Origin of the sequence: Mumia sp. zg.B53 (assembly GCF_019550935.1) — a bacterium.
Lineage (GTDB): Bacteria > Actinomycetota > Actinomycetes > Propionibacteriales > Nocardioidaceae > Mumia.
Genome location: NZ_JAHWCK010000002.1, coordinates 302,182 through 325,332 on the forward strand (window position 1 = coordinate 302,182; position 23,151 = coordinate 325,332).

Here is a 23,151-nt window from a genome sequence, read left to right on the forward strand (position 1 = left end):
AGACCCCGAAGGAAGGGGCGTCATCGACGGTACCGAAGCATGTCCAGGCTCACATCCAGGCGGTGACGTCCGGGTTCGGACGTCCAGATCAGGGGCACGTCCGGGGGCGTCCCCGATCACAACGGGCCCCGGGTGCGCCCAGGATGACAGCATGCTCCTGCCACTGGTCTCGGTCACCGTCATCGGCATCGTCGCCGGTCTCCTCCTCCGGCCCTCTCCACCGGTACGGAGGAGCAGGCCCCGTGGTGTCGCGGTCGGGGTCCTCGGGGCGTGGGCGGGCTTCCTCGTCCTCGCCCTCCTCGGCGTCGTCGTCGACGTCGTGGCCGGCACGGGAACATACGTCGCCCTGCTCGGGCACGCGGGCGCCGTCCTCGGTGCGGCCGCCGCGAGCAGGTCGTAGGCGGCCGGCCTCGAGCGTCTAGGCCGTCCGGTCGTCGCGGGCGGAGGCGGCGACGAAGCGTGCCTCGGCGGCGCGCCAGGCCGACTGCGCGGCCGAACGGACCACGGGGACCAGCGGCGCGACGGCGGCGGTCGCCGAGGCCGGCAGGTGCTGGCGACCCCAGCGGCGAGCGTCACCCCACAGGTCGAGGCCGCGTGCCTGCAGCTCGAGACGCCGCCACGCGCGCTCCAGGTCGGCCACGGCATCGGCGTAGGCGGCGATGCTCGCGTGGTCGCGCGGCCGCGCCGCGTCCCGCCGGGAGGAGGCGGTCGAGGCGAGCGCCACGAAGCGCGCGGTCGGGCGACGGCGTACGTCGTCGGCGAGCGCCGCGGACTCGTGGCCGTGGACCTCCTCGCGCATGTCCATCCAGGCGTCGAGGATCCCGTCGTGCCGGTGCAGCGACGTACGGTGCAGGCGGGCGAAGTAGGCCCGCGCGCGGCGACGGTAGCCCACCTCCTCGGCGGTCAGTGCCGCCATGCACGCGCCTGCTGCGACCACGGCGACCACCGGTCCGACGGTGAGACCGACCAGGGCCGCCACGCTGAGCCAGGCCGCCCAGCTGGGGAGGCGGTTGCCGCGGTTCGCTCGCATGCCCACCAGGGTACGTCGGCGCGGGCACGTTCGGACAGCATCGCGACGGACGAAGCGCCCGGAAGAAGAACAGCCGCTGACCTGTCGGTGCAGGTCAGCGGCTTGATCTGTCGGTGCCCCCGGTAGGATTCGAACCTACGCTCCCGCCTCCGGAGGGCGGTGCTCTATCCCCTGAGCTACGGGGGCGTGCGCGCTTCTCGAGCGAGCCCGACAACGGTAGCGCACGCCGAGTACGGTTGCGCACATGCCCTTCCCGAACGGCCGGCCGCCGCGTGTCCTGGTGGTCGACGACACCGACTCGATCCGCCTGCTGCTGCGGACCAACTTCGAGCTGGAGGGATGGACCGTCCTGGAGGCGGCCGACGGCCTGGAGTGCCTCGACGTCGTTGTGGACACCCGGCCCGACGTGGTGACGATCGACGTCGTCATGCCCCGGATGGACGGGCTGGAGACTGTACGCGCGCTCCGCAGGTCCCCGAGCACCCGTGACATCCCGGTCGTCATGGTGACGACCCAGGCCCAGGCGTACGACCTCCAGCGGGGCCAGGACGTCGGCGTGGACGCCTACGTCACCAAGCCCTTCGACCCCGCGGTGCTGGTCCGTACCGTGCGCGCGGTGATCGAGGGGGCGTCCCAGCCCGGATAGCCGAGTGAGACTGCGGCGCCTGCGTTGACGGGCCTCGATACGATTCGTAGGTGACTCCCGAACAGCTCTCCGATGCGATCGTCGACGCCCTCAACGCCCTGGTGGCGTCGGGGACGGTCTCCCTGCCCGAGGTTCCCGCGTCGGTGGTCGTCGAGCGACCCAAGGTCAAGGACCACGGCGACTACTCGACCAACGTCGCGATGCGGCTCGGCAAGCAGGCCCAGATGGCGCCGCGGGACCTGGCTGCCGCGCTCGCGGAGCAGCTCGCGAAGGCCCCGGGAGTGGGTTCCGTCGAGGTCGCCGGGCCTGGGTTCCTCAACGTCCGCGTCGACACGGGGGCTCAAGGCTCCCTCGCCGGCGACATCGTCCGTGCCGGCAGCGCTTACGGCATCACGGACACGCTGGGCGGCCGACGGGTCAACCTCGAGTTCATCTCGGCCAACCCCACGGGTCCGCTGCACCTCGGCCACACCCGCTGGGCCGTCGTCGGTGACGCGATCGCCCGGGTCGTCAGCGCGGCCGGGGCCCAGGTCTCGACCGAGTTCTACGTCAACGACCGCGGCACCCAGATGGACAAGTTCGCGGCCTCGCTGATGGCGGTGGCCAACGGCGACGAGGTCCCGGAGGATGGCTACCACGGTGGCTACGTCGTCGACCTCGCCGCGGAGGTCGTCGCCGCGGTCCCGGGGATCCTCGACCTGCCCGCCGACGAGCAGCTCGCCGCGTTCCGCGAGAACGGCTACGAGCTCCAGCTCGCCCACCAGAAGGCCGACCTCGCCACCTTCCGGACCGTGTTCGACTCCTGGTTCTCCGAGCGTTCGCTCGTCGCGTCCGGCGCCGTCGACCGGGCGCTGGAGGTCATCGCCGAGGAGGGCCATCTGTACGAGGCCGACGGTGCCACCTGGATGCGGACGACCGACTTCGGTGATGACAAGGACCGGGTCCTGATCCGCTCCAACGGGGAGCAGACCTACTTCGCGTCCGACACGGCCTACTACCTCGACAAGCGGGCCCGTGGCTTCGAGCAGTGCCTCTATCTCCTGGGAGCCGACCACCACGGCTATGTCGGACGGCTCCAGGCCATGGCGGCGTGCGCCGGGGACGAGCCGGGCTACAACCTCCAGGTGCTCATCGGCCAGCTCGTCAAGATCCTCTCCGACGGGGTGGAGCTCAAGCTGTCGAAGCGGGCGGGCACGCTCGTCACGCTCTCGGAGCTGATCGACATGGTCGGTGTGGACCCGTTGCGCTACACGCTCGTACGGCACCCGGTCGACTCCCCGCTGACGGTCGACGTGGCCGAGATGACGCGGCAGAGCCCGGACAACCCGGTCTACTACGTCCAGTACGCGCACGCGCGCCTCTCCAGCATCCTGCGCAACGGCGCCGACCTCGGGATCGTCCCGGCGCCCGACGCCGCCGACCTGTCGTACCTCTCGACCGAGCGCGAGGGCGACCTCCTGCGCGCGCTGGCGGAGTTCCCCCGGGTCGTGGCCCGCGCCGCGGAGCTGCGCGAGCCGCACCGCGTCGCGCGCTACCTGGAGGACACAGCGGCGGCGTTCCACAAGTTCTACGACGTGTGCCGCGTCCTTCCGCAGGGCGACGAGGACGTGCAGCCCGTCCACACGGCACGCCTGGTCCTCATCGACGCCACCCGCACGGTCCTGGCCAACGGGCTGGAGCTGCTCGGCGTCTCCGCTCCCGAGCGGATGTGATCCGGTGCGTTCGCACGAGGCCGGTGCGCTGCACGGGCAGGCCGGGAGCCGGGGTCCGGCATGGCTGCGCGAGCCCGACGACACCAACGAGCTGGTGCGGCACCTGTGGTCCGACCATGTCGAGCGGCGCGAGGACGGCGAGCTGGCCGTCGCCGGCGTCGGCGCGACAGAGCTGGCCGCGGAGTTCGGGACGCCCCTCTACGTCGTCGACGAGGACGATCTCCGCGGACGCGCGCGCGCCTTCCGCGAGGCGTTCGCCGGGTGGGACGTCTACTACGCCGCGAAGGCCTTCCTCTCGACCGCGATCGCGCGGTGGATCACCGAGGAGGGCCTGCGGATGGACGTGTGCACCGGGGGCGAGCTCGCCGTCGCGCTGCGTGCCGGTGTACCCCCGGAGAACCTCGGCCTGCACGGCAACAACAAGAGCATCAGTGAGATCCGCCGGTCGCTCGAGGCCGGGGTGGGCAGGATCATCGTCGACTCGCTCCTCGAGGTGGAGCGCGTCGCGACGGTCGCTGCCGAGCTGGGGGTGACGGCGCGGGTGATGGTGCGGGTGACCGCCGGCGTCGAGGCACACACCCACGAATACATCGCCACCGCGCACGAGGACCAGAAGTTCGGCCTCTCCATCACCGAGGGCGACGCCTTCGAGGCGGTGCGGCAGGTGCTCGAGCGGCCGTCGCTGGAGCTGCTCGGGCTGCACTCGCACATCGGGTCGCAGATCTTCGACACCGCGGGCTTCGAGGTTGCGGCGCACCGGGTGCTGGCCCTGCACGCCCGGATCTGCGCCGACCTGGGCTACGTCGCCCCCGAGCTCGACCTCGGCGGCGGCTACGGCATCGCGTACACGACCCAGGACGACCCCTCCACCCCGCAGCAGCTCGCCGACGGCATGCGCGAGATCGTCGAGCGGGAGTGCCGCGGGCTGGGCGTCGCCGTCCCGCGACTGTCCGTCGAGCCGGGTCGCGCGATCTCCGGACCCTCCACGTTCACGCTGTACGAGGTGGGCACCACCAAGGAGGTGGCGCTCGACGGCGGAGCGATGCGACGCTACGTCGCCGTCGACGGCGGGATGAGCGACAACATGCGCACCGCTCTGTACGACGCCGACTACTCGTGCACGCTCGCCTCCCGCGCCTCCACGGCCACGCCGGTGCTCAGTCGTGTCGTCGGCAAGCACTGCGAGTCCGGCGACATCGTGGTCAAGGACGAGTTCATGCCGTCCGACGTGGCCCCGGGCGACCTGATCGCGGTGCCTGGCACCGGCGCGTACTGCCGCTCGCTGGCCTCCAACTACAACCACGTCCCACGCCCCGCGGTGGTCGCGGTCAAGGACGGGGCCGCTCGGCTGATCGTACGCCGGGAGACCGAGGACGACCTGCTGCGCCTCGACGTCGGCTGACCCGCCTGTCGCTCATGCGCCGGACACCGGCGTCCGGCGCCCGCCTCCACGACTAGGCTGGCCCTGTGACCTCCCACCCTGATCAACCTCGCACCCTGCGCGTGGCGCTGCTCGGGCACGGCGCCGTCGGCAGCGAGGTGGCTCGCCTGCTCACCCGTGACGCCGACGAGCTGGCCCAGCGTGTCGGTGCCCGCCTCGAGCTGGTCGGCGTCGCCGTCAACAGCGCGCGCAGCGACCGCGAGACCGTCTTCGACCCTGCTCTCCTGACCACCGACGCGATGTCGCTGGTCACGCGCGGGGACGTCGACGTGGTGATCGAGCTGATCGGGGGCATCGAGCCTGCCCGGTCGCTGGTGCTGGCGGCGCTCGAGCATGGAGCATCGGTGGTCACGGGCAACAAGGCGCTCCTCGCCGAGGACAGCACCACGCTCTTCGCCACGGCCGATGCCGCCGGTCGCGACCTGTCGTACGAGGCGGCCGTCGCCGGAGCGATCCCGATCGTCCGGCCGCTGCGCGAGTCGTTGACCGGCGACCACGTGCGTCGTGTCCTTGGCATCGTCAACGGGACCACCAACTTCATCCTCGACGCGATGACGAGCACCGGCCAGAGCTTCGACGAGGCGCTCGCGGAGGCCCAGCGTCTCGGGTTCGCCGAGGCCGACCCGACCGCCGACGTCGAGGGCTTCGACGCCGCCGCGAAGGCAGCCATCTTGGCGAGCCTCGCGTTCCACACCCGGGTGACCATCGACGACGTCCACCGCGAGGGCATCAGCAGCGTCACCGCGGCAGAGATCGCCTCGGCCGACGACATGGGCTGCGTCGTCAAGCTGTTGGCGATCTGCGACCAGAGCTCGGACGGTCAGGCGGTCTCCGCCCGAGTCCACCCCGTGATGATCCCCAAGGACCACCCTCTCGCCAGCGTGCGCGGGGCCTACAACGCGGTCTTCGTGGAGAGCGAGTCCGCCGGACAGCTGATGTTCTACGGTCCCGGCGCAGGGGGGTCCCCGACGGCGAGCGCCGTCCTCGGCGACGTCGTGGCCGTGGCCCGCAACCGGCTGCTCGGGGTGACCGGCCCGCCCGAGCGGACCCACGCCCGTCGCCGCGTCCTCGGCATCGGCGACGCTCTGACCCGCTACCACATCGCCCTCGACGTCGACGACAAGGCAGGCGTGCTCGCCTCGGTCGCCCTGGCGTTCGCGGAGAACGAGGTCTCGATCTCGGCCGTCCAGCAGGAAGGCCACGGCGACGACGCCCAGCTCGTCGTCATCACCCACACCGCGACCGACGCCGCGCTCTCGCGCACGGTACGACAGCTCCGTGACCTGCCGATGGTCCGTGACGTGTCGTCGGTGATGCGGGTCGAAGGAGAAGGACTGTGACCGAGCAGCACGGTGCCCGCCTGTGGCGCGGCGTGATCGACGAGTACCGCGACCGTCTGCCCGTCGTCGGGGACACGCCGGCGGTGACGCTGGGGGAGGGTGGCACGCCCCTGGTCCACTCGGGCTGGCTCTCTGAGATCACGGGCTGCGACGTCCACCTGAAGGTCGAGGGGAGCAACCCCACGGGCTCGTTCAAGGACCGTGGCATGACGGCCGCGATCACGGTGGCAGCGGCCGAGGGGGCCGAGGCGGTCGTGTGCGCGTCGACCGGCAACACGTCGGCGTCGATGGCTGCCTACGCCGCCCGCGCCGGCCTGCGCCCCATCGTCCTCGTCCCACAGGGCAAGATCGCCGCGGGCAAGATGGCTCAGGCCCTGATGTTCGACTCCCTGGTCGTGCAGGTGCGCGGCAACTTCGACGACTGCCTCGACATCGCCCGCGGGCTCGCCGACAGCTATCCCGTCGCGCTCGTCAACTCCGTCAACCCGGTGCGGATCCAGGGCCAGAAGACAGGCGCCTTCGAGGTGGTCGACGCCCTCGGCGACGCGCCGGACCTGCACGTCATGCCGGTCGGCAACGCCGGCAACATCTCGGCGTACTGGCTGGGCTACAGCGAGTACGCCGCCGACGGCGTGGCGACGCGTCGTCCGCAGATGTGGGGCTTCCAGGCCGAGGGTGCGGCACCGCTCGTGCTCGGTGCTCCGGTGCCCGACCCCGAGACGGTCGCCAGCGCCATCCGGATCGGCAACCCCGCGTCCTGGAACCTCGCGGTCGCCGCGCGCGAGGAGTCCGGCGGACGCATCGCCTCGGTGTCGGACCGCGAGATCCTCGACGCGCAGCGCGAGCTGGCCCGGCACGACGGCGTGTTCGTCGAGCCGGCGTCGGCCGCCGGCGTGGCTGGGCTGCTCAAGGCCACGGCTGCGGGTGAGGTGCCGACCGGCGCCACGGTGGCGGTCGTCGTCACCGGCAACGGCCTCAAGGACATCGACACTCCCTTGACCCATCTCGGTGACATCGCCGAGAACGTCGTGGACGCCGATGTCCGCAAGGCGGCCGAGCTCGCCGGTCTGGCATGAGCCCCTTCGTCTCGGGGCCGGTGACGGTGGTGACTCCGGCCTCGTCGGCGAACCTCGGCCCCGGCTACGACACCCTCGGCCTCGGACTCGGCCTCTACGACGAGGTCACGGCCGAGGTCGTAGACGGGTCAGGGCTCGAGGTGACGGTCGAGGGCGTGGGTGCCGACGACGTGCCTCGTGACGAGTCGCACCTCGTGGTCCGCGCCCTGCGCGCCGTCTTCGACGAGGCCGGCCTCGACCAGCCGGGTCTGCGGGTGCGCTGCCTCAACCGCATCCCGCACGCGCGTGGGCTCGGGTCGAGCTCCGCGGCGATCGTCGGCGGGATCTCCGCGGCGCGGGCGCTGTTGACCGCGACCGCTCCCGGGACCATCGCGCCGCCCGGCGCGGTGACGGTGGACGACGCCAGCGCTCTCCAGCTGGCGACCCGGATCGAGGGTCACCCGGACAACGTCGCTGCCGCACTCCTCGGCGGCCTCACCATCGCCTGGGACGACGGTGCCCGGACACGTGCCGTACGCCTCGACGTGCAGGCCTCCGTGGTGGCCTTCGTGCCCCCGGACGGGGTGAGCACCGAGGTTGCGCGCGGGCTGCTGCCCGACCAGGTCCCGCACGCCGACGCCGCCCGCAACGCCGGTCGCGCGGCGCTGCTCGTGGCCGCGTTCGACGGGCGGCCCGAGCTGCTGCTCGACGCGACCGAGGATGCGCTGCACCAGGCCTATCGGGCGCCGGCGATGCCCGCGTCGTACGCGCTCGTGCAGGAGCTGAGGGCTGACGGCGTCCCGGCGATCATCTCCGGCGCCGGCCCGACCGTGCTGGCCTTCGCGACCGACATCTACGAGGCGGCGCCGCTGGTCGGACGCGCGCCCGAGGGTTGGGCGGCGCTCCCGCTCGAGATCGCCGCCCGCGGCGCCTGCCGGGCCTGACCGATCCTCGGAGGGCGCTGTCTCACGATCTGTTCACCAGGGGAACATGTGGACTGTGGGGGGTGTTACAGTCGCATCGGGTGATCCGAGAGGGTACGACTCGCTCGCACCTCCTCGACCCCATCTCTCCCCGCATCCTCCTGACGTCCGTCGATGTTCAGAAGTTCCAGGACCGCGTGGGAACCGCACATGCTTGTCCGCCTCCGGTTCACGGGGTCGGGCCTGGCGGTCCGCTACCTCGTACGGACCGCTCACAACGAGCGGCGCCCGAGTGCCGCCTGACGTGGGAAGGACCTCACGTGACCGAAACACCCACCCTGCTCGGTGGCGCCGGCGAGCCCGCAGCCGAGCCCGTGGCGAAGACCTCCCGTCGACGGGGGACCGGCCTCAACGCCATGGTTCTCCCGGAGCTGCAGCAGATCGCCTCCGGCCTCGGCATCAAGGGGGTCGGCAAGATGCGCAAGGGCGCGCTGATCGAAGCCATCCAGTCTGCACAGGGCGGCTCGACCACCGCGGCGCCGGCGCGTACGAGCGCTCCCGAGGCGACCACGCCCGAGGCGGCCGCCGCGACGACCGAGAGTGCCCCTCGCGCGGAGACGCGTGAGGATCGTGGCCAGCAGGCCCGCGGCGACAAGCGGGACGCCCGCGGCGACAAGGCCCGCGAGGACCGCGGCGGCGACAAGCCCCGCGAGGACCGGGGCGACCGTGGCGGCGACAAGCCCCGCGAGGACCGGGGCGACCGCGGCGGCGACAAGGCCCGCGAGGACCGGGGCGACCGCGGCGGCGACAAGCCCCGTGAGAACCGGGGCGACCGCGGCGGCGACAAGCCCCGCGAGGAGAAGCCTCGGGATGAGCGCGCGGAGAAGTCCCGCGACGACCGCAGCGGCGACCAGAATGCTGCCGACGCCCAGCGCGCCGACAAGACCGAGAGCCGCGACCGCGGTGACGCCGACCGCGGCAACGACCGCGACGGCGAGGGCGGCGGACGCCGCCGAAACCGAAACCGCAACCGCAACCGCAACCGTGATCGCGACCGCAGCGACCGGGGCGACCGCAGCGACCGGGGCGACCGGGGCGACCGGGGTGACCGCAGTGAGCGGACCGGGCGCGAGTCCGAGCCAATGGTGGGCGACGACGATGTCCTCATCCCTGCTGCCGGCATCCTCGACGTGCTCGACAACTACGCGTTCGTGCGCACCAGCGGCTACCTGCCCGGCGAGAACGACGTCTACGTCTCGCTGTCGATGGTCCGCAAGTGGGGCCTGCGCAAGGGCGACGCGATCGTGGGTCAGGTGCGCCAGCCCCGTGAGGGCGAGCGCAAGGAGAAGTTCAACCCCCTGGTCAAGATCGAGTCGGTCAACGGCATGACGATCGAGGAGGCCAAGCAGCGGGTCGAGTTCTCCAAGCTCACCCCGCTCTACGCCTCGGAGCGGCTCCGCCTGGAGACCGAGCCGACCCAGCTCGCGGGCCGCATCATCGACATCGTGTCGCCCATCGGCAAGGGCCAGCGCGGACTGATCGTGTCGCCCCCCAAGGCCGGCAAGACGATGGTGATGCAGCAGATCGCCAACGCGATCACGACCAACAACCCCGAGTGCCACCTGATGGTCGTCCTCGTCGACGAGCGCCCGGAGGAGGTCACCGACTTCCAGCGCACCGTCAAGGGCGAGGTCATCGCGTCGACCTTCGACCGGCCGGCCACCGACCACACGACGGTCGCCGAGCTGGCGATCGAGCGCGCCAAGCGTCTCGTCGAGCTCGGGCACGACGTGGTCGTCCTGCTCGACGGCATCACGCGCCTCGGACGTGCCTACAACCTTGCCGCCCCGGCGAGCGGGCGCATCCTCTCCGGTGGCGTCGACTCGTCGGCGCTCTACCCGCCGAAGCGGTTCTTCGGCGCCGCTCGCAACATCGAGGACGGCGGGTCGCTGACCATCCTCGCCACCGCGCTGGTCGAGACCGGCTCGCGGATGGACGAGGTGATCTTCGAGGAGTTCAAGGGCACCGGCAACATGGAGCTGCGTCTCCGCCGCGAGTTCGCCGACAAGCGGATCTTCCCGGCGATCGACGTGGAGTCCTCCGGCACCCGGCGCGAGGAGCTCCTGATGAGCCGCGAGGAGCTGTCCATCATCTGGAAGCTGCGTCGCGTGCTGTCGGGCCTGGACGGTCAGCAGGCCCTGGAGCTCATGATCGAGAAGCTCAAGACGACCAAGAGCAACGTCGAGTTCCTCATGCAGATCAACCAGAGCACCCCCGCCACCGGACGCCGGGGCAATGGGGACGACGACTGATGAGCAGCGTCTACGACTTCCGCGCCGTCGACATCGACGGCACGGAGCGGGATCTCGACGAGTTCCGGGGTAAGGCGGTCCTCGTCGTCAACACGGCGAGCAAGTGCGGCTTCACCCCGCAGTACGAGGGGCTCGAGAAGCTGTACCGGGAGTACCAGGACGCGGGCCTCGTGGTGCTCGGCTTCCCGTGCGACCAGTTCCGCAACCAGGAGCCGGGCGACGAGGCCGAGATCAAGGAGTTCTGCTCCCTGACCTACGACGTGACCTTCCCCATGTTCGCCAAGGTCGACGTCAACGGGCCGGAGGCGCACCCGCTCTACCAGTGGTTGCGCGACCAGAAGTCGGGTGTCCTCGGCGACCGGATCAAGTGGAACTTCACCAAGTTCCTCATCGACCCCGAGGGCAACGTGGTGGACCGCTATGCGCCCACCACCAAGCCCGAGGACCTCGCCGACGACATCGAGAAGCTCCTGCGGTGAACCCTCTGGTGGTCACGGTGGTGCTGCTCAACGCACTCGCCGGGGCCTCGGTGCTGTTCGCGCTGACCGAGGCCAACAAGGGTGTGCCGATCTCCGAGACCGCGGTCTACCTCACCGTCGCGGTGGGGCTCATGGCGCTCTCGGTGATCCTCCTGGCGGGCTCGATGATCGCGGCCTGACCAGGGAATGCAACCCCGACGATTCGTGTTTCACCGAGCGACGGTGGCACAATGCCTACGGCTCTGGTTCACGGCCCGACCAGCGGGACGACCCAGCGGCTGACGAGAGGAAGACACATGAAGCACGACATCCACCCCAAGTACGTCGCGACCGAGGTCTCCTGCACCTGCGGCAACACGTTCACGACCCGCAGCACCTCGACCGAGGGCGTCATGCGCGTCGAGACCTGCTCTGCCTGCCACCCGTTCTACACGGGCAAGCAGCGCATCCTCGACACCGGCGGCCGCGTCGCCCGCTTCGAGAAGCGCTACGGCAAGAAGTAACCCCGTCGCGGCGCCGGCCACGCACCTCGCGTGCGCCGGCGCCGTTGTCATGTCAGGACCCGTCACGCAGGGAGGGAGGAGACCGATGAGCAACCGGTTCGACGCCGTGGAGTCGCTCGTGCGCGAGCACGCCGACCTCGAGACGCAGATGGCCGATCCCGCCGTCCACTCCGACCCTGCGCGCGCCAAGCGGCTCGGCCAGCGCTATGCCGAGCTCACGAGCATCGTCCGGACCTACCACGACTGGCAGCAGACGGTGGACGACGTCCAGGCCGCGCGCGAGCTCGCCGACGAGGACCCCGACTTCGCCTCCGAGGTGGCGTCCCTCGCGAGCCGCGAGCACGACCTCGCTGAGCGGCTGCAGCGCCTCCTGGTCCCGCGGGACCCCGCCGACTCCAAGGACGCGATCCTCGAGATCAAGGCGGGCGAGGGTGGCGAGGAGTCCGCGCTGTTCGCCGGCGACCTGCTCCGGATGTACCTGCGCTGGGCGGAGAGCCGCGGCTGGAAGACCGAGCTGATCGACGAGAACGCCTCCGACCTCGGCGGCTACAAGTCGGTGACGGTCGGCGTGAAGGCCAAGGGAAGGCCCGAGCCGGGGGAGGCGCCGTACGCGAAGCTCAAGTTCGAGGGCGGCGTCCACCGGGTCCAGCGCGTGCCCGTGACGGAGTCGCAAGGCCGCGTCCACACCTCCGCCGCCGGCGTGCTCGTCCTCCCCGAGGCCGAGTCCGTCGATGTCGACGTCAACGAGAACGACCTCCGGATCGACGTCTTCCGGTCGTCGGGGCCGGGCGGGCAGAGCGTGAACACGACCGACTCCGCCGTCCGGATCACCCACCTTCCCACCGGCATCGTGGTGAGCTGCCAGAACGAGAAGAGCCAGCTCCAGAACAAGGAGCAGGCGCTGCGGATCCTCCGCTCGCGGCTGCTGCAGGCCGCTCAGGACGCCGCCGACGCCGAGGCCTCGGACGCCCGCCGTTCACAGGTCCGCACGGTCGACCGCTCCGAGCGGATCCGGACCTACAACTTCCCCGAGAACCGCATCTCCGACCACCGCGTGGGCTTCAAGGCCTACAACCTCGACCAGGTGATGGACGGCGCGCTCGACGACGTCGTGGAGGCCTGCGTCGATGCCGACCTCGCCGCGCGGCTCGCCGCCGTCGAGAGCTCGGCGTGACCCAGGTCCGTACGGCACTGGCCGAGGCCGCCCGTCGGCTCGCCGAGGCGGGGGTCGCCTCGCCGCGCAACGACGCCGAGCTGCTCCTCGCCCACGTGCTCGGGACCGGGCGGTCGGGTCTGCTGCTCGTGGACGGCATCGACGACGCCCAGGCGGCGGCGTACGAGGAGCTGGTCGTCCGCCGTGCGGCCCGAGAGCCGCTGCAGCACCTGACGGGCTCGGCCGCCTTCCGCTACCGCGACCTGGCCGTAGGCCCGGGGGTCTTCGTGCCCCGCCCCGAGACCGAGTCGCTGGTCGAGTGGGGCCTATCGGTCCTCGACTCGTTCGAGGTCGAGCACCCCGTGGTCGTCGACCTCGGGACGGGATCCGGTGCGATCGCCGGTGCCGTCGCCTCCGAGCGGCCGCACACCCGCGTCCACGCCGTCGAGCTGGGCGACGCGGCCTTTGCCTACGCCGAGAACAACCTGGCCGGCCTCGGCGTCGACCTTCGCCACGGTGACCTCGCGGAGGCGTTCCCCGACCTCGACGGGACCGTCGACCTCGTCCTGGCCAACCCGCCGTACATCCCTCTCACGGCGTGGGAGTCGGTCGCCGTCGAGGCCCGTGACCACGATCCCGACCTGGCGCTGTGGTCGGGGGAGGACGGGCTCGACGCGATGCGTGACGTCGCCGCGACGGCGGCTCGGCTGCTGCGCCACGGCGGCTGGGTCGGCGCCGAGCACGCCGACGTTCAGGGGGCCTCCGCGCCCGCCGTCTTCGTCGCGCACGGTGCCTTCGAAGAGGTCCGCGATCGCGCCGACCTGGCCGGGAGGCCGCGGTTCGTCACCGCGCGCCGCGCTCGTCGGTAGGGACCTCCCGCCCTGTTGCCGCCCCAACCAGCAGGGGTACGGCGGGTCCAGGACCGGTGCTGGCACGATGGCCCTGTGAGCGAACGGTTCTCCTGCCTCGACGACGACCAGCGTGACGCCGGGCTGGAGGCTGCCCGGGCGGCGATCCGCGACAACGCCCTGGTCGTGATGCCGACCGACACGGTCTATGGGATCGCCGCGGACGCCTTCGAGCCGGAGGGGGTCGCAGCACTGCTGGCCGCCAAGGGACGCGGCCGGCACATGCCGCCCCCGGTCCTCGTCGCCTCCACCACCACGCTCGACGCGCTGGCGTCACGGATGGAGCCGTACGTGCACACGCTGGCCGAGGCGTTCTGGCCCGGGCCGCTGACCCTGATCTGCCGCCAGCAGGAGTCGCTGGTGTGGGACCTCGGCGAGACACGAGGGACCGTGGCGATCCGCATGCCCGCGGACGAGAACGCCCTGGCGCTGCTGCGCCGTACGGGGCCGCTCGCCGTGTCGAGCGCCAACCTCACCGGGCGTCCCGCCGCCACCACGGTGGAGGAGGCCGAGGAGCAGCTCGGCGAGAGTGTCGCGGTCTATCTGGACGGCGGGCCTGCGGGCAGCGGCGTGCCCTCGACGATCGTCGACTGCACGGGCGACCTCCCGAGAGTCGTGCGCTCCGGCGCGATCACGGTCGAGCAGATCGTCGAGCTCGGGGTCGAGGTCGGCTGACCCGTGCGCGAGTATCTCGTCGTCTTCCTCGTCGCCGTCGCGGTGACCTATGTCCTGGCCGTCCTGGCGCGCGAGAGTGCGATGAAGGTCGGGGCCTACGCGCGGGTGCGCGACCGCGACGTGCACGCCATCCCTATCCCGTACTTCGGCGGGATCGCGATGCTGCTCGGCCTGCTCGCGGCCTACCTGGTGGCGTCGCAGATGCCGTTCCTGTCGCGCTCGGAGGACGCCGTGCTCTCGGACGCGGGCGCAGTGATGGTCGGGGCGACGGTCATCACGGTCGTCGGCGTGATCGACGACATGTACGAGCTGGACGCGCTCACGAAGTTCGCCGGACAGGTCCTCGCCGCGGTCATTACGGTGTCGATGGGCGTGCAGCTCGTCTATCTCCCGCTCCCGGGAACCACGTGGGCGATCGATCCGCTCCAGTCGATCTTGTTCTCCGTCCTGACGATCGTCATCTGCGTCAACGCGGTGAACTTCGTCGACGGGCTCGACGGTCTGGCCGCCGGCGTCGCCGGCATCGGAGCGGTGTCGTTCTTCATCTTCGCCTTCGTCCTCGTCTCCGAGAACCGGCAGACGAACGCGATCGCCGCGGCGATGCTGTGCGCCGCTCTCGCCGGCGTCTGCGCGGGGATCCTGCCGCACAACTTCAACCCTGCACGGATGTTCATCGGCGACGCCGGAGCGATGCTCCTCGGCTTCGTGCTCGCATGCTCGGCCATCTCCTTGTCGGGTAGGTTCTCGGCTGCCGAGGCGATCCAGGGCCTCGGCGGCGCCCAGGCGTCGCTCTTCCCCGCCCTGCTGCCGCTGCTGCTTCCCTTCGCGGTGCTGCTCGTCCCGTTCGTGGACATGCTGATGGCGGTCGTACGCCGTACCCGTGCCGGGCGCTCGCCGTTCGCGCCCGACAAGCTGCACATGCACCACCGGTTGCTGGAGATCGGCCACTCGCACCGCCGGGCGGTGCTGGTCATGTACATGATCTCGGGGGTCGTGGCCTTCGGTGCCGTGGCACTCGGCCTGATCGGGGGATGGCGCGCGGTGGCGGGGGTGGCCGTCATGGTCGTCGTCACAGCGCTGGCGGTGTTCTGGCTACCCCGCGCAGGGCGGCCTCGCAGCGCGTGAGACTCTGATGGGGCGTCTGATTTTGGCGTGAAAGACCCCTTGTGCTATTTTTCACAAACACCACCCAGTCACGTTTGGACGGCCGCCCCATGACGACCACCCAGCGATCCGATCGCCACACCGCACGCCTGACCCGCGTGCTCGGTGGGGCTGCGCTCGCCGCCGGGATCGCATGCGTCGCGGTGGGTGCGGCGGTGTCGGGTGGACCAGGCGCCCTCGGCGCACTGATCGGTGCTGTGGTCGTCCTGTCCTTCTTCGGCGCCACGTTCGCGGTGCTGCGCCCGCTGACCCGGCCCGCGACCGGCGGGACGATGCTCGTCGCGCTCATGCTCTACGGCACCAAGATCCTCGTCCTCCTGGCCGCCGCCCTGGCGCTCTCGAGCTCGGGGCTGCTGGGTGACCCCGTCGACGCCCAGGCCCTCGGCGTCACCGTCATCGTGTGCACCCTTGTGGTCACCGGGCTCGAGGTCGTGGCTGCGACATCGAGCCGCACTCCTCTCTACGACCTGGGGGAGGAGCGATGACGTCGGCGTGCTACCTTGTGCCTGGCAATGAGCGACTCTTCACCGTCCCCCTCCTTCTCGCGCGACCCTTGGGTCGCTGTCGGGCGGATCGGCGGTGGAGTCTTGGTCTACGGAGCCCTCGGCTACCTGCTAGACCTCTGGTGGGGGACCTCGTTCATGGTGGTGATCGGCATCGTCCTCGGGGCGGCGCTCGGGATCTACACCGTGTTCGCAGCGCTCCAGGACAGGTCCTGACCCCCGGGACGTTCCCAGCCGCGCTGCCCGCCGTACCCGTAACGCCCGTGGACACACGGTGCGCCCGCGCCCTAGATGAGGTGATCGAGTGACCACCCCCGGACGGACCGTCCTCGCCGAGTTCCACCCGCCCGGCCCCGCTGACTTCCAGCTGCCGCCGATCTTCGGCGACGTCACGAAGCCGATGGTCCTGTACGTCCTGTCGGGCGTGCTCATCTTCGGTCTCTTCTACGCGGCCTCCCGCCGCGCCGCCGTCGTGCCGGGCCGGATGCAGTTCGCCGGCGAGTACGCCTACAACTTCGTGCGCAACAGCATCGCGCGCGACTCGATCGGCTCCGCCGACTTCATGAAGTTCGTCCCGTACCTCACGGCGCTGTTCTTCATCATCCTGGTCAACAACTACTACGGCCTCATCCCGCTGCTGCAGTTCCCGACGTTCTCGCACTCGGGCTACGCCTACGCGCTCGCCGCGCTGACCTGGATCCTCTACAACGGTGTCGGCATCGCCAAGCACGGGTTCGCCGGCTACTTCAAGCTGCAGGCCGTGCCGGGCGGCGTCGGCGGTCCGATCCTGCTGCTGATCGTGCCGCTGGAGTTCATGTCGAACATCCTGGTGCGGCCGGTCACGCTCGCGCTGCGACTCTTCGCCAACATGTTCGCCGGCCACCTGCTGCTCATCCTGTTCACCCTCGGCGGCAGCTACCTGGTCTTCGAGTCGGGCAACATCCTGTACGCCCCGGTGGGCGTCATCGCCTGGCTCCTGGCGATCGCGGTGAGCTTCCTCGAGGCCTTGGTGATGTTCCTCCAGGCGTACGTCTTCACCCTCCTGACGGCTCAGTACATCGGCGGCGCGCTCGCCGACGAGCACTGATCCACCACCTGACCGACAACTTCATACCGAACCCGTAGCGAACCCCCCGATGGGTTCACCACAGCGACGCAAACCAGCGTCACGACGAAAGGAACAGCCGTGAGCGGCTCCCTCAACATGATCGGCTACGGCCTGGCTGCGATTGGCCCGGGCGTCGGCATCGGCCTCATCTTCGCCGCGTACATCAACGGCGTCGCCCGTCAGCCCGAGGCGCAGTCGCGCCTCCAGACCATCGCGATCCTCGGCTTCGCGCTCGCCGAAGCGCTCGCCATCATCGGCATCGCGCTCGCCTTCGTCCTTAACTGACGGACGCCACGGCGTTCCACCGACCATCCCTGATGACGAGGTCAGCTCATGAGTAGCACCATCCTTGCGGCGGAAGGGCTCAACCCGCTCGTCCCGCACGTCGACGAGATCATTCTCGGCGTCGTCGTCTTCTTGATCCTGGTCTTCCTGATCAAGAAGTTCGTCGTGCCCAACTTCGAGAAGGCGTACGCCGAGCGCACGGCCGCCATCGAAGGCGGCATGAAGGAGGCCGCGCAGGCGCAGGACGAGGCCAAGGCAGCGCTGGAGAAGTACAACGCCCAGCTCTCCGAGGCACGCCACGAGGCCGCCCGCATCCGCGAGGAGGCGCGCGAGCAGGGAGCGCAGATCATCGCCGAGATGCGCACCCAGGCTCAGGAGGAGTCCCAGCGCATCGTCACCTCGGCGCACCAGCAGATCGAGGCCGAGCGCGCCCAGGCGGTGCAGTCGCTGCGCCGTGAGGTCGGTCAGCTCTCGACCGAGCTGGCGTCGCGGATCGTCGGTGAGTCGCTCGAGGACGAGGCGCGTCAGCGGCGCACCGTCGAGCGCTTCGTCGCCGACCTCGACGGCTCGTCGAACGGATCGGCGAACTGATGCGCGGCGTCTCGGCAACCTCGCTCGCCCAGGTCCTCGAGACCGTGGGCGGGTCGACCGCCGACGGCGCCCAGGGCGTCACCGTCGGTGCCGAGGTGTTCGCGGTGGTCGCCGCGCTCGACACCAACCCGGTCCTGCGCCGGGTGCTGTCGGACCCGGCGACGGAGTCGGACGCCAAGGCCGGCCTGGTCCGGACGCTGTTCGCCGACAAGATCGGTACGGGGGCGCTGGACGTGGCCGTCGCCGCCGTGCGCGGTCGGTGGAGCCGCGCCCGCGACCTCGCCGACGCCCTCGAGCTGGCAGGTGTCCAGGCGGTGCTGTCCACGGCCGACCAGCGGGGCACGCTCGACACGGTCGCGGACACCCTGTTCGCGTTCTCGCGGGTGGTCATCGACGACCCGCAGCTGCGTCGGACGCTCAACGACCGGGCGGCCTCGGTCGAGGGCCGTCGCGACATCGTCTCGCGCCTGCTCGACGGGCAGGTCGACGACGTGTCGCTGGCCCTGGCCCGCCAGGCCGTGGCGATGCGCAAGCACGGCTACGAGGAGACCCTGGTCGCCTTCGCCGAGGACGCCATCTCCCGCGAGGGTCGGCTCCAGGCCCGTGTCGTCACCGCGTACGCGCTGGACGCCGACGAGAAGCAGCGTTTGGCTGGAGCCTTGGCCCGCAAGTACGGTCGAGACGTACACGTGGACGTCACCGTGGACCCGTCGGTGATCGGCGGCCTGTCCGTCGAGATCGCGGGTGAGCGGATCGACTCCACGATCCAGACGCGGCTCGCCGACGCGCGACGGGCTCTCGTCGGCTGACGATGGCCCCCACACACCCCTCCCGAGAACTTCCCCAGCACGATCGAGAAGAAGGCAGGCACTGACATGGCGGAGCTCACGATCCGTCCCGACGACATTCGCGACGCGCTCCAGCAGTTCGTCAGCGACTACAAGCCGCAGGCGACGACCGAGGAGATCGGCACCGTCGCTGAGGCGATGGACGGCATCGCCCGTGTCGAGGGCCTGCCGTCGACGATGGCCAACGAGCTGCTCGAGTTCGAGGACGGCACGCTCGGCCTCGCCCTGAACCTCGACGTGCGCCAGATCGGTGTCGTCATCCTCGGCGAGTTCTCCGGCATCGAGGAGGGGCAGAAGGTCAAGCGGACCGGTCAGGTCCTCTCCGTCCCGGTCGGTGACGGCTACCTCGGGCGCGTCGTCGACCCGCTCGGCAACCCGATCGACGGCCTCGGCGAGGTGGAGACCTCCGCACGTCGTGCCCTTGAGCTCCAGGCACCGTCGGTGGTCGAGCGCAAGAGCGTCCACGAGCCGCTGATGACCGGCATCAAGGCCATCGACTCGATGACCCCGATCGGCCGCGGCCAGCGTCAGCTGATCATCGGCGACCGCCAGACCGGCAAGACCGCGATCGCGATCGACACGATCATCAACCAGAAGCAGTTCTGGGAGACCGGCGACCCGACCAAGCAGGTCCGCTGCATCTACGTCGCCATCGGCCAGAAGGGCTCGACGATCGCCTCGGTGCGCTCCGCGCTCGAGGAGGCCGGCGCCCTGGAGTACACGTCGATCGTCGCGGCTCCCGCGTCGGACTCGGCCGGCTTCAAGTACCTCGCCCCCTACACCGGCTCGGCCATCGGCCAGCAGTGGATGTACGAGGGCAAGCACGTCCTCATCATCTTCGACGACCTCTCCAAGCAGGCCGAGGCCTACCGCGCCGTGTCGCTGCTGCTCCGCCGCCCGCCGGGCCGCGAGGCATACCCGGGTGACGTCTTCTACCTCCACAGCCGGCTGCTCGAGCGCTGCGCGAAGCTCTCGGACGAGCTCGGTGCGGGGTCGATGACCGGCCTGCCGATCGTCGAGACGAAGGCCAACGACGTGTCGGCCTACATCCCGACCAACGTCATCTCGATCACCGACGGCCAGATCTTCCTGCAGTCGGACCTCTTCAACTCCAACCAGCGTCCCGCCGTCGACGTCGGCATCTCGGTGTCGCGGGTCGGCAGCGCGGCGATGCTGAAGTCGATGAAGGCCGTCACCGGCTCGATCAAGGTCGAGCTCGCGCAGTACCGCGCGATGGAGGCGTTCGCGATGTTCGCCTCCGACCTCGACGCCGCCTCGAAGCAGCAGCTGGCGCGCGGCGAGCGGCTGATGGCGCTGTTCCGGCAGGGCCAGTACGAGCCGTTCCCGGCCGAGGACCAGGTCGTCTCGCTGTGGGCGGGCACGACCGGCAAGCTCGACCGCGTCCCGGTCGAGGACGTCCAGCGCTTCGAGTCCGAGTTCCTCGACTACCTGCGACGCAGCGAGCCGGGCATCCTGGACACGATCCGTGAGTCGGGCAAGTTCGACGACGACACCGCGGGCTCGCTCGACTCGGCGTACGACACGTTCGCCGACCAGTTTGAGACCAGCACCGGGGGCTCGATCAAGCCGGGCAAGGAAGAGCACGAGGCTCTCGCCGACGAGGACGTCGCGCAGGAGCAGATCGTCACGCAGAAGCGAGGCTGACCTCTCATGGCCACCTCACTGCGCGAGTACCGCGCGAAGATCAAGTCGACGCAGTCGATGAAGAAGATCACGCGCGCCATGGAGCTCATCGCGGCGTCGCGCATCGTCAAGGCGCAGCAGCAGGCTGCGGCGGCGACGCCGTACGCCCGTGAGCTCACGCGCGCGGTGTCCGCCCTCGCGACCTTCGGTGCCGTCGATCACAAGCTGCTCACCGAGAACCCGGAGCCCAAGCGGGCCGCGGTCCTGGTCATCGCCAGCGACCGCGGGCTCGCCGGCTCGTACTCCTCGGCCGTGCTCAAGGAGTCGGAGCGTCTCGTCGAGAAGCTCCACGCCGAGGGCAAGGACGTGGACATGTACGTCACCGGCCGCAAGGCCGAGGCCTACTTCCGCTTCCGGCAGCGCCCGGTCGTGCAGTCGTGGACCGGGTTCTCCGACCACCCCTCGTACGCTGACGCGCGCGAGGTCGGAGATGTGCTCACCTCGGCGTTCCTCATCGACCCGGAGGACCCCGAGACGGGTGACCCGGAGCGCGAGGTCGACGAGCTGCACGTGGTCTTCACCCGTTTCCGTTCGATGATCAGCCAGACCCCCGAGGTCATCCGGCTGCTGCCGCTGGAGGTCGTCGAGGGGGAGGAGCCGCCCGCAGAGGGCGAGGTCTACCCGCTCTACGAGTTCGAGCCGTCGGCCTCGGAGGTCCTCGACGGGCTCTTGCCCAAGTACGTCAACCACCGGCTCTACTTCTGCTTCCTCCAGGCAGCGGCGTCGGAGCTCGCGGCACGCCAGCAGGCGATGAAGAACGCGACCGACAACGCCGAAGACCTGATCCAGAAGTACACCCGTACAGCCAACCAGGCCCGTCAGGCCGGGATTACCCAGGAAATCAGTGAGATCGTCGGTGGTGCGAATGCCCTCGCCGACGCGACCGCCGGGAGTGAGTGAAACCATGACTGCCACTGTCAACGAGACCACGACGACGGGCCGTATCGCCCGCGTCATCGGCCCGGTCATCGACGTCGAGTTCCCCACCGACCAGATGCCCGAGATGTACAACGCGCTGCACGTCCACACCGCGCTCGACGCCGAGGGTCGCCCGCTCACCCTCGAGGTCGCCCAGCACATCGGTGACGGCATGGTGCGTGCGATCTCCATGCAGCCGACCGACGGACTGACCCGTGGTGCGGAGGTGCGCGACACCGGCGAGCCGATCTCGGTCCCCGTCGGCGACGTGACCCTCGGCCACGTGTTCAACACGATCGGCGAGTGCCTCAACCTCAGCGAGGGCGAGGTGCTCGACATCAAGGAGCGGTGGGGCATCCACCGCAAGGCGCCGTCGTTCGACTCGCTCGAGCCCAAGACGGAGATGTTCCAGACGGGCATCAAGGTCATCGACCTGCTGACGCCGTACGTGCTCGGCGGCAAGATCGGCCTCTTCGGTGGTGCAGGCGTCGGCAAGACGGTCCTCATCCAGGAGATGATCGCCCGTGTCGCCCGTGACCACGGTGGTGTCTCGGTGTTCGCCGGTGTCGGTGAGCGCACGCGTGAGGGCAACGACCTCATCGCCGAGATGGACGAGTCGGGCGTTCTCGGCCAGACCGCGCTGGTCTTCGGCCAGATGGACGAGCCGCCGGGCGCGCGTCTGCGCGTCGCCCTGTCGGCGCTGACGATGGCGGAGTACTTCCGCGACGTCCAGAAGCAGGACGTGCTCCTCTTCATCGACAACATCTTCCGGTTCACCCAGGCGGGCTCGGAGGTTTCGACCCTGCTCGGTCGCATGCCGTCCGCCGTGGGCTACCAGCCGACGCTGGCCGACGAGATGGGCGTCCTCCAGGAGCGCATCACCTCGACGCGTGGTCACTCGATCACCTCGATGCAGGCGATCTACGTGCCGGCCGACGACTACACCGACCCGGCGCCGGCAACGACGTTCGCGCACCTCGACGCCACGACCGAGCTCAGCCGTGAGATCGCCTCGCAGGGCATCTACCCGGCCGTCGATCCGCTGACGTCGACGTCGCGCATCCTCGACCCGCGCTACATCTCGGCCGAGCACTACCAGGTCGCGACCCGGGTCAAGCAGATCCTGCAGCGCAACAAGGAGCTCCAGGACATCATCGCGATCCTCGGTGTCGACGAGCTGTCGGAGGAGGACAAGACGGTCGTGTCGCGCGCCCGTCGCATCCAGCGCTTCCTCTCGCAGAACACCTACGTGGCGAAGCAGTTCACCGGCATCGAGGGCTCGACCGTCCCGCTCGACGAGAGCGTGGACGCGTTCAAGCGCATCGCGGACGGCGAGTACGACCACGTGGCCGAGCAGGCCTTCTTCATGTGCGGCGGTCTCGAAGACGTCGAGAAGAAGTGGGCCGAGATCCAGAAGAGCTCCTGACCCGGCACGTTCGTAGAGAAGGAGTCCTCTGATGGCAGGCACACTGCACGTCGAGCTCGTCAGCGCCGACCGGCTGCTGTGGTCGGGCGAGGCGACGTCGCTGCTCGCACGCACGCTCGACGGTGACATCGGCATCCTCCCCGGGCATGCCCCGGTGATGTCGTTGCTGGCCGACGGCGTCGTCGAGATCGACACCGAGGACAAGGAGACCTGGGTCGCGGCCGTCGACGCCGGCTTCCTCTCGGTCGCCATGGACCGGGTGTCGATCCTGGCCGAGAGCGCGGTGATGTCGCACGACATCGACCTCGAGCGGGCCAAGAACGACCTCTCCCGGATCAAGTCCGCAGGCGTGGACGACGACGAGGCCGCTGAAGAAGTCCGTCGTCTCGAAGCCCGCATCCGTGCGGTCGAGATGGCGTCCTGAGGT

At 70.1% G+C, this 23,151-nt stretch carries 26 protein-coding genes and 1 tRNA gene; 25 read left to right on the forward strand and 2 right to left on the reverse strand.

What is annotated here, in order from left to right:
• Positions 1-151 precede the first annotated feature (151 nt).
• Complete coding sequence (locus KV102_RS12510; RefSeq protein ID WP_220344044.1) at positions 152-400, forward strand: hypothetical protein; 249 nt, start codon at positions 152-154, stop codon at positions 398-400.
• An 18-nt stretch (positions 401-418) separates the two neighbouring features.
• Here the strand turns inward: KV102_RS12510 and KV102_RS12515 are convergent, their stop codons facing one another.
• Positions 419-1,030, reverse strand: a complete 612-nt coding sequence (locus KV102_RS12515) for a hypothetical protein (RefSeq protein WP_220344045.1) — start codon at positions 1,028-1,030, stop codon at positions 419-421.
• A gap of 114 nt (positions 1,031-1,144) precedes the next feature.
• Positions 1,145-1,216, reverse strand: a tRNA-Arg gene (locus KV102_RS12520).
• Between the two features lie 58 nt (positions 1,217-1,274).
• Here KV102_RS12520 and KV102_RS12525 point away from each other — a divergent pair.
• From KV102_RS12525 to KV102_RS12640, 24 genes are all read left to right on the forward strand, one after another.
• The gene (locus tag KV102_RS12525) at positions 1,275-1,676 is read left to right on the forward strand and encodes a two-component system response regulator (protein ID WP_220346490.1); all 402 of its coding nucleotides are present in this window, start codon (positions 1,275-1,277) and stop codon (positions 1,674-1,676) included.
• A gap of 50 nt (positions 1,677-1,726) precedes the next feature.
• Entirely contained in the window at positions 1,727-3,388 is a 1,662-nt protein-coding gene (gene argS, locus KV102_RS12530) for an arginine--tRNA ligase (RefSeq protein WP_220346491.1), read from the forward strand.
• Positions 3,389-3,392: 4 nt separating this feature from the next.
• Positions 3,393-4,790, forward strand: coding sequence for a diaminopimelate decarboxylase (gene lysA, locus KV102_RS12535; protein ID WP_220346492.1), 1,398 nt, complete (start codon positions 3,393-3,395; stop codon positions 4,788-4,790).
• Between the two features lie 65 nt (positions 4,791-4,855).
• Positions 4,856-6,169: a homoserine dehydrogenase gene (locus KV102_RS12540; RefSeq protein WP_220346493.1), complete on the forward strand. Its 1,314-nt coding sequence runs from the start codon at positions 4,856-4,858 to the stop codon at positions 6,167-6,169.
• The gene (thrC, locus tag KV102_RS12545) at positions 6,166-7,245 is read left to right on the forward strand and encodes a threonine synthase (protein ID WP_220346494.1); all 1,080 of its coding nucleotides are present in this window, start codon (positions 6,166-6,168) and stop codon (positions 7,243-7,245) included. Before KV102_RS12540 ends, thrC begins: the two co-directional genes overlap by 4 nt.
• Complete coding sequence (gene thrB / locus KV102_RS12550; RefSeq protein WP_220346495.1) at positions 7,242-8,168, forward strand: homoserine kinase; 927 nt, start codon at positions 7,242-7,244, stop codon at positions 8,166-8,168. Before thrC ends, thrB begins: the two co-directional genes overlap by 4 nt.
• Positions 8,169-8,563: 395 nt before the next feature.
• A complete protein-coding gene (gene rho / locus KV102_RS12555) occupies positions 8,564-10,459 on the forward strand; it encodes a transcription termination factor Rho (protein WP_255561010.1) in 1,896 nt (631 codons plus the stop codon).
• Positions 10,459-10,938: a glutathione peroxidase gene (locus KV102_RS12560; RefSeq protein ID WP_220346496.1), complete on the forward strand. Its 480-nt coding sequence runs from the start codon at positions 10,459-10,461 to the stop codon at positions 10,936-10,938. The genes rho and KV102_RS12560 overlap by 1 nt, the downstream gene beginning before the upstream one ends.
• Positions 10,935-11,117: a hypothetical protein gene (locus tag KV102_RS12565; protein WP_220344053.1), complete on the forward strand. Its 183-nt coding sequence runs from the start codon at positions 10,935-10,937 to the stop codon at positions 11,115-11,117. Before KV102_RS12560 ends, KV102_RS12565 begins: the two co-directional genes overlap by 4 nt.
• 117 nt (positions 11,118-11,234) lie before the next feature.
• Entirely contained in the window at positions 11,235-11,441 is a 207-nt protein-coding gene (gene rpmE, locus KV102_RS12570) for a 50S ribosomal protein L31 (RefSeq protein ID WP_220344054.1), read from the forward strand.
• An 85-nt stretch (positions 11,442-11,526) separates the two neighbouring features.
• Positions 11,527-12,615, forward strand: a complete 1,089-nt coding sequence (gene prfA / locus KV102_RS12575) for a peptide chain release factor 1 (protein ID WP_220344055.1) — start codon at positions 11,527-11,529, stop codon at positions 12,613-12,615.
• A complete protein-coding gene (prmC, locus tag KV102_RS12580; RefSeq protein WP_220346497.1) occupies positions 12,612-13,463 on the forward strand; it encodes a peptide chain release factor N(5)-glutamine methyltransferase in 852 nt (283 codons plus the stop codon). The genes prfA and prmC overlap by 4 nt, the downstream gene beginning before the upstream one ends.
• A 75-nt stretch (positions 13,464-13,538) precedes the next feature.
• Positions 13,539-14,177 carry an L-threonylcarbamoyladenylate synthase gene (locus tag KV102_RS12585; RefSeq protein WP_220344057.1) on the forward strand — a complete coding sequence of 213 codons (639 nt, stop codon included), beginning with the start codon at positions 13,539-13,541 and terminating at the stop codon, positions 14,175-14,177.
• A 3-nt stretch (positions 14,178-14,180) separates the two neighbouring features.
• Positions 14,181-15,302 carry an MraY family glycosyltransferase gene (locus KV102_RS12590; protein ID WP_220346498.1) on the forward strand — a complete coding sequence of 374 codons (1,122 nt, stop codon included), beginning with the start codon at positions 14,181-14,183 and terminating at the stop codon, positions 15,300-15,302.
• An 89-nt stretch (positions 15,303-15,391) separates the two neighbouring features.
• Positions 15,392-15,826 (forward strand): hypothetical protein, encoded by a 435-nt coding sequence (locus tag KV102_RS12595; protein ID WP_220346499.1) that lies wholly within the window; start codon positions 15,392-15,394, stop codon positions 15,824-15,826.
• A 27-nt stretch (positions 15,827-15,853) separates the two neighbouring features.
• A complete protein-coding gene (locus KV102_RS12600; RefSeq protein ID WP_220344060.1) occupies positions 15,854-16,060 on the forward strand; it encodes an AtpZ/AtpI family protein in 207 nt (68 codons plus the stop codon).
• A gap of 88 nt (positions 16,061-16,148) precedes the next feature.
• Positions 16,149-16,931, forward strand: coding sequence for a F0F1 ATP synthase subunit A (gene atpB, locus KV102_RS12605; protein WP_301021693.1), 783 nt, complete (start codon positions 16,149-16,151; stop codon positions 16,929-16,931).
• 117 nt (positions 16,932-17,048) lie between these two features.
• Positions 17,049-17,237 (forward strand): ATP synthase F0 subunit C, encoded by a 189-nt coding sequence (atpE, locus tag KV102_RS12610; protein WP_220346617.1) that lies wholly within the window; start codon positions 17,049-17,051, stop codon positions 17,235-17,237.
• Between the two features lie 48 nt (positions 17,238-17,285).
• Positions 17,286-17,828 (forward strand): F0F1 ATP synthase subunit B, encoded by a 543-nt coding sequence (locus KV102_RS12615; RefSeq protein WP_220344061.1) that lies wholly within the window; start codon positions 17,286-17,288, stop codon positions 17,826-17,828.
• Positions 17,828-18,637, forward strand: a complete 810-nt coding sequence (locus KV102_RS12620; RefSeq protein WP_220344062.1) for a F0F1 ATP synthase subunit delta — start codon at positions 17,828-17,830, stop codon at positions 18,635-18,637. The genes KV102_RS12615 and KV102_RS12620 overlap by 1 nt, the downstream gene beginning before the upstream one ends.
• Before the next feature lie 66 nt (positions 18,638-18,703).
• On the forward strand, positions 18,704-20,341 hold the full coding sequence (gene atpA, locus KV102_RS12625; protein WP_220344063.1) for a F0F1 ATP synthase subunit alpha: 1,638 nt from the start codon (positions 18,704-18,706) through the stop codon (positions 20,339-20,341).
• Positions 20,342-20,347: 6 nt separating this feature from the next.
• Positions 20,348-21,280, forward strand: coding sequence for a F0F1 ATP synthase subunit gamma (locus KV102_RS12630; protein ID WP_220344064.1), 933 nt, complete (start codon positions 20,348-20,350; stop codon positions 21,278-21,280).
• 4 nt (positions 21,281-21,284) lie between these two features.
• On the forward strand, positions 21,285-22,724 hold the full coding sequence (gene atpD / locus KV102_RS12635) for a F0F1 ATP synthase subunit beta (protein ID WP_220344065.1): 1,440 nt from the start codon (positions 21,285-21,287) through the stop codon (positions 22,722-22,724).
• Positions 22,725-22,755: 31 nt separating this feature from the next.
• Positions 22,756-23,148: a F0F1 ATP synthase subunit epsilon gene (locus tag KV102_RS12640; protein ID WP_220344066.1), complete on the forward strand. Its 393-nt coding sequence runs from the start codon at positions 22,756-22,758 to the stop codon at positions 23,146-23,148.
• Positions 23,149-23,151 lie beyond the last annotated feature (3 nt).